This window comes from Mesorhizobium sp. M7A.F.Ca.AU.001.01.1.1 (assembly GCF_004022735.1).
GTDB lineage: Bacteria > Pseudomonadota > Alphaproteobacteria > Rhizobiales > Rhizobiaceae > Mesorhizobium > Mesorhizobium ciceri.
Genome location: NZ_RZPF01000668.1, coordinates 1 through 3,631 on the forward strand (window position 1 = coordinate 1; position 3,631 = coordinate 3,631).

At 64.2% G+C, this 3,631-nt stretch carries 5 protein-coding genes; 3 read left to right on the forward strand and 2 right to left on the reverse strand.

Going from position 1 to position 3,631, the window contains the following annotated elements; genetic code table 11:
• On the reverse strand, window positions 1–391 hold a 391-nt coding region (locus EN884_RS29430; protein ID WP_206617668.1), incomplete at its 3' end, for a COX15/CtaA family protein.
• A gap of 198 nt (window positions 392–589) precedes the next feature.
• On the opposite strand from EN884_RS29430, the gene EN884_RS29435 reads away from it, so the two are divergent.
• Window positions 590–805, forward strand: a complete 216-nt coding sequence (locus tag EN884_RS29435) for a DUF2842 domain-containing protein (RefSeq protein ID WP_063167779.1) — start codon at window positions 590–592, stop codon at window positions 803–805.
• A gap of 15 nt (window positions 806–820) precedes the next feature.
• Here the strand turns inward: EN884_RS29435 and EN884_RS29440 are convergent, their stop codons facing one another.
• The gene (locus tag EN884_RS29440; RefSeq protein WP_063167778.1) at window positions 821–1,879 is read right to left on the reverse strand and encodes a polysaccharide deacetylase family protein; all 1,059 of its coding nucleotides are present in this window, start codon (window positions 1,877–1,879) and stop codon (window positions 821–823) included.
• Window positions 1,880–1,970: 91 nt separating this feature from the next.
• Here EN884_RS29440 and EN884_RS29445 point away from each other — a divergent pair, with 91 nt between their 5' ends.
• Window positions 1,971–3,194 carry a GNAT family N-acetyltransferase gene (locus tag EN884_RS29445; RefSeq protein ID WP_063167777.1) on the forward strand — a complete coding sequence of 408 codons (1,224 nt, stop codon included), beginning with the start codon at window positions 1,971–1,973 and terminating at the stop codon, window positions 3,192–3,194.
• Between the two features lie 4 nt (window positions 3,195–3,198).
• The coding region (locus EN884_RS29450; protein WP_164895227.1) for a GNAT family N-acetyltransferase at window positions 3,199–3,631 on the forward strand (433 nt) is incomplete at its 3' end.

A 3,631-nucleotide genomic window follows, 5' to 3' on the forward strand; every position in this document is an offset into this window, starting at 1 on the left:
CGATGCGGCGCGTTGCCCAGAAAAACAGCAGCGGCAAGGCGAAGACCAGGCCGACGCTGCGCGCCAGGATGCGATGCGCCCATTCCCACCAGAAGATCGATTTGAACGCTTCGATGCCCATGCCCTTGTTGAGCTCGGCATATTGCGGGATCTGCTGGTAGAGCTGGAATTCCTCTTGCCACTCGGCATCGTTGAGCGGCGGGATCACGCCATGGATCGGCTTCCACTGCGTAATCGACAGGCCGGAATCGGTGAGCCTGGTGGCGCCGCCGACCAGCACCAGCGCAAACAGCACCAGAAGCACCACATAGAGCCAGGCGCGCAGCAGCGCCCGGTTATGCAGGTCGCGGTCGCGGGCGACGTATGGCGCGGCAGCTGATATGGCAGCCATGATCTTGTCCCGGCAGGTTGATTTGGCGGATTGGTGGACCATCGCACCCGTGCTGGCAAGACCATCCGGCGCGGCACGCCGTCGCGCCGCGTCTCACCGGTTGCGCAGTCTCGCCTCAAGGCCTATGCGAGGCCGTTACCCCTTGAGCCTGCCAGGCCGCCTGTGCAAATTCCGGCATGCTCGATCAGGAGACCAACCATGCCCCTGCGCCTGAAAAAGCTGATCGGAATGTTTCTGCTGGTGGCGCTGGTCATCATCTATGCGCTGGTCGCATCGATCTTCGCGGTCGCCCGGCTGTCGGAGTCGGGTCCGTGGGTGCATTTCCTGTTCTTCCTGCTCAGCGGCCTGGTCTGGGTGCTGCCGGCAATGGGCATCATCAAATGGCTGATGCTGGAGCCGAGGGCCAAGCGCTAGGCGAAACCGCCAGCGTCAGATGGTGACGACCATCTTGCCGGCATTGGCGAGCGGCGTCGTCACGCCCGACAGCATGGTGCGAATATGGGCGAGGCTCTGATAGCGGCCGTTGACGGAAATCCGCGGCAAAGCCTGCAGGAACCCGGCATGTTCGGCGCGCAGCACGCCGTGGCGCGTCGTCACGGCAGAGGTGTAGCCTGCGTCACGGGCAAAGCCGACTTCGCGACAGCCTACGGCACTCGCATAGCCATAGGGGTAAGCGAAATGGCGGGGCTCTTCGCCCAGTTCGGCCAGCAACATGGCGCGCACGGCGCCGATCTCGTGCCGGGCATCGGCTTCGGAGAGCCGCTTCAGATTGCTGTGGTTGATCGTATGGGCGCCGATCGTCACCAGCGGATGCGCGGCGATGCGGCGGATTTCGTCCCAGTTCATCAATGTGCGCAGGCGCGGACCGTCGGCGTCGATGCCATTTGCGCGAGCCAGATCGCGCAACACCGCCTGCAGGTCCTTCTCGCGGATTTCGGAGGTGAGATAGGCGTGCAGGCGTGCATTGGCCTGCAGCTTCTTCGCGGGGGTCGAGCAATCGATCGTCAGCGGACCCTTCGGCCGCGTCAGCGTCAAGGTATCGCGCGCGTTGACGATGTCCTCGACAACGTCCCACCACAGGTCGGCTGTGCCGTTGATCAGCCCGGGCGCGACATAGATGGTGATCGGCGCGCCGTGCTTCTCCAGCACCGGCAGCGCCTCGACCATATTGTCGCGATAGGCATCGTCGGCGGTGATCGTGGCAAACTGACCGCCTTTGCCGCCCGCCTTGATGCGCTCGACGGCTTCGTCCATGGAGACGAAGGCATAGCCATGCGCCTTCATGTCGGCGATCATGGCATCGAGGAACCCGGGCGCGATATTCAGATGCCGGTTGACGCCGTCCGGCTTTTCCGGCGTCGCGGTAACACGGTGCAGCATCAGGATGGCGCCAATGCCGCCGATGAACGGCTTGGCCAGCGGTGCAAGGCCGGTATAGCGGGCGACGTTCAGCGCCAGTTTCCGGATTGCCTCCCCGCCGTCGATCATTCATTCACCTTTTGCGCCTAGGCTGATCCAAGCACGGAATGCGCCTATGCGAACCCCCAAATCGCGACCAATACGCCCTAAGGATTGAGGTATGGTTGACGCAACTGCGTCATTTGACGGCAATCGGCTTGCGGCAACCGAGGCATCGTCGCGCGCCTTGCCACGGGACCGTGCCGGCCTGTCGATCTCGGTGGCGTCCACGGACGGACTGGCGGCCTATGCCGAGTTCTGCCGCTCGGCTCTGTTTGGTCCGGCGCAGAGTGCTGCCTGGATCCTGAACTGGGCGGCCGAGACACGACCGGACCTGCTCGTCGCGACGCTGAGTGCCGAGGGCAAACCGGTTTTTTCGCTGGCGCTGGAGGTTGCCTCGAAGGGGCCGTTCCGGATCGCCCGCTTCATGGGTGGGCGCCACGCCAACGGCAACTTCGTCGCCGCGGACCCGAACTGGCTGGCCAAGGTGGATATGCCGGCCCTCCGATCGGTGCTGGCGGCCATCGCCGAGGCACGCCCGGACATCGATCTGGTCGCGCTCGAGCGGTTGCTGCCCGATCTCGACGGCGTCGCCAATCCGCTCGCATCGCTTGACCATTTTTCCAGCCCCAATCTGTCGCTGGCCGTCGATCTCGCCGGCGGCTTCGATGCGCTGCTTTCTCGCGCCAGTGGCAAACGCAAACGCAAGAAGCACCGGTCGCAGATCCGGAAATTCGAGACCGTCGGCAGCCACCGGCGCATCGAGGCCCGCACCCCGGACGAGATCGACAGGCTGCTCGACGCCTTCTTCGAGATGAAGGAACTCCGCTTCCGCAAGATGGGCATCGCCAACGTCTTCGGCGACGCGCAGGTGCGCGGCTTCTTCCGCGCGCTGTTTTCGCAAGCACTTAGCGAGGACAAGCCTTCCTTCGTGCTGCACGGGCTCGAGGTTGCCGGCAAGCTGCGCGCCATTACCGGTTCAAGCCGCTCGGGCAAACGCCTGATCTGCGAATTCGGAGCGATCGCCGAGGACGATCTCGGGCACGCCAGCCCCGGCGACTTCCTGTTCTTCGACAACATCCAGGAAGCCTGCGAGACCGGTTTCGAGGTGTATGACTTTTCGGTAGGAGATGAGCCTTACAAGCGGCTGTGGTGCGATATCGAAACGCGGCATTTCGAAGTGCTGGTCCCCTTGACCGTGAAGGGCCGCATGCTGGCGCTGACGCTTCGGCAAGGCGCGCGGCTGAAAGCCTTCGTCAAGAACAGCCCGACGATCTGGAAGCTGACCAAGGTGCTGCGCCGCAAAGCCGCCGGCCAGGCGGCGCCCTCGGAAGAAGATAGCTAACGCAATGACGCCGATCATCCGCACACTGTCCCTGCAGGAACTGGCGCTTCTCGTCGACTGGGCAGCTGCGGAAGGCTGGAACCCAGGTCTTGAAGACCCGGCGATGCTCCAGGCGGCGGACCCCGAAGGCTTCATCGGCGCCTTTGTCGGCGACGACATGGTCGCGGCAATTTCGGCCGTGGCCTATGGCAGCGAATTCGGCTTCATCGGCCTCTACATCTCCCGGCCTGACATGCGCGGCATGGGCTACGGCAAGACGGTGTGGGACGCCGGCATGAAAAGGCTTGCAGGCCGGACCGTCGGCCTTGACGGCGTCGCCGAGCAGCAGGCCAATTACCGGCGCAAGGGCTTCGCGCCGGCCTACGAGACCATCCGCTTCACCGGGCGCAAGGCAGGCCCGACGGCCAGGGCCGATGGGTTGCGGATGATTACAACGC